The following is a 1687-nucleotide window of genomic DNA, read 5'->3' as shown; positions in this document are numbered from 1 at the left end:
TCCATAAATCACATGTACTTTAAAGACTTTACATATAATCTATTAGAGTATAAATCAACAGAAAAAAAGCAAACAGGTATTATCTTTGTATGTTCTTCTTAAGTATAAATATGGAAACTATAATTCGTAAAACATTATTATATAAGAGTGGCCTTAATTTCTACTGCATCAATCATGCACTGGGCTGCAGTCATGGTTGCAGCTACCCATGTTATGCTTATATGATGGCACATTCCCATGGCCGTGTCAAAACCTACAATGAATGGTGCCAACCCAAACTGGTTGCAAATGCCCTGGAATTGCTAAGCAAAGAATTGTCAAGGATGAAAAGGAAACCAGAATCTATTCATCTCTGTTTAACAACAGATCCTTTCATGATGGGTTATCCGGAAGTAACTGAAATGAGCCTTAAACTCATTGCTTTGATCAATTCCTATGGAATTCCCTGTTCAATTCTGACAAAGGGTATTTTGCCTGCCGAACTTGCTGACTGGCAAAGATTTCCATGCAATAATACTTATGGAATCAGTCTGGTTTCAATAGATGAAAAATTCCGTAGTCTTTGGGAGCCTAATTCTGCCCCTTACAGAGAAAGGATAAATGCATTAAAGCACTTGAAAAAAAATGGACGTGAGACCCTGGTTCATATAGAACCTTATCCCACGCCCAATATTGTAAAACAAAACATTACGCATATCTTGGAAGCCATTTCCTTTACTGATCAGATTTTTTTCAGCGGCTGGAACTACAGCAACAGGATCAGGCAATTTTCAACCTATCATGAATTTTATAAAGAACAAGCCAATCTTGTCAGACAATTCTGTTCCAAACATAAAATCAATTGTGAAACAGGAATATAATTGAGGGCTTCACTTAAAACAAAGTCATCATTTTTTAAAGAAATCCAGCTTCCAATGATCATACCAGCAAAGAACAGGCCGATCATTTTCAAATACCAGGGGCAGCCAAACATAACGGCCGTCTATGGGATTATCCGGATTCCACCTGTCGGCCATAAAAATAAAAGCATTCTTTTTGCCCTGAACCGGTAAAATATAAGTACTCTGGGAGTTAAACGTTATTGAAGCATCATTCCCTTTGCAAGGATTACCCAGGGAAGTCCAATTACCCCAAATAGAGTCAGCTACAGCAGAACGGGCAGCATTTGGAGCCCAACCGGTACAACCCGAAGTAATCAAATAATATTTACCGTTATATTTGCACAGAGCAGGTGCCTCATTATGCCCTGCAGGAAGTATCCTTTTCCATTTTCCAGTAAAGGAAAGATAATCATCACTAAGTTCAGAAATATGAAGGGTGAGGTTCTCTTCTGAAGAACTTACTAAATAAGCCTTTTCATTATCATCTTCAAAAATAGTCATATCCCTGGACATCTGTCCTTTTTGAAAATCATTTCTTACAAACAATCCATTAATTACTGCATTCGTCCATGAGTTCGTCCACCATTTGAGTGTATCGTCCCCATCAGATTTTTGTTTCCATTCATCTTTAAAATTAATGGGCCACTGTCCGGCATCGGGACGATATGACCTAAGATATTTGTAGGGTCCGATTACCTCATCACCAACAGCCACAGAAGCCAAAGCAGCCCCGTAGCCTTTCCCCTTAAGTTCAAGATGAAACCACATCACGAATTTGCCAGTTTTTTTATTAAAAACAACTTTGG

The 1687-nt window shown here is 38.3% G+C and carries 2 protein-coding genes; one reads left to right on the top strand and one right to left on the bottom strand.

The features are described 5' to 3' along the window. The first annotated feature begins 110 nt into the window (after positions 1-110). Positions 111-860, top strand: coding sequence for a radical SAM protein (locus tag Q8907_16920; GenBank protein ID MDP4275952.1), 750 nt, complete (start codon positions 111-113; stop codon positions 858-860). A gap of 27 nt (positions 861-887) precedes the next feature. Here Q8907_16920 and Q8907_16915 read toward each other — a convergent pair. After that, a partial coding sequence (locus Q8907_16915) for a glycoside hydrolase family 43 protein (GenBank protein MDP4275951.1) occupies positions 888-1687 on the bottom strand: 800 nt, incomplete at its 5' end.

This window comes from Bacteroidota bacterium (assembly GCA_030706565.1).
In the GTDB taxonomy this organism is placed as follows: Bacteria; Bacteroidota; Bacteroidia; order Bacteroidales; family JAUZOH01; genus JAUZOH01.
Note: the sequence above shows the minus strand (reverse complement) of the source record. Positions and strands in the feature narration are given on the sequence as shown.